The sequence below is a fragment of the Vaccinium witches'-broom phytoplasma str. VAC genome, assembly GCF_000309405.1.
Taxonomy (GTDB): Bacteria; Bacillota_I; Bacilli_A; order Acholeplasmatales; family Acholeplasmataceae; genus Phytoplasma.
In genome coordinates this window covers 1-241 of sequence record NZ_AKIN01000125.1, presented here as the reverse complement: position 1 = coordinate 241, position 241 = coordinate 1, and the positions used below count along the sequence as shown (strand labels likewise).

Annotated in this window: 1 pseudogene; it reads left to right on the top strand. The window is 22.4% G+C overall.

Annotated features, from left to right (window positions below):
* Positions 1-241, top strand: a pseudogene (locus RI68_RS02190) (DUF2963 domain-containing protein); the annotation flags it as partial.

Below are 241 nucleotides of genomic sequence, written 5' to 3'. Positions count from 1 at the left end.
AAAAAACTTTACCTGATGGCGTATGGATGGAATATAATCCTGTTAACGAAAAATTAATAAAACGTAAAAATATTGATGGTTCTATTGAAGAATTTGATACTAATGAAGAAAAATACAAAGAAACAGATAAAGAAGGTAATATTAAATATTTCAAAACTAAAATTTATCAAACAGTTGCAGATTTTAAAAAATTAGAAGCTAATATTGATGATTTAAGAAAAATTGGTTTTACAATTAAAGA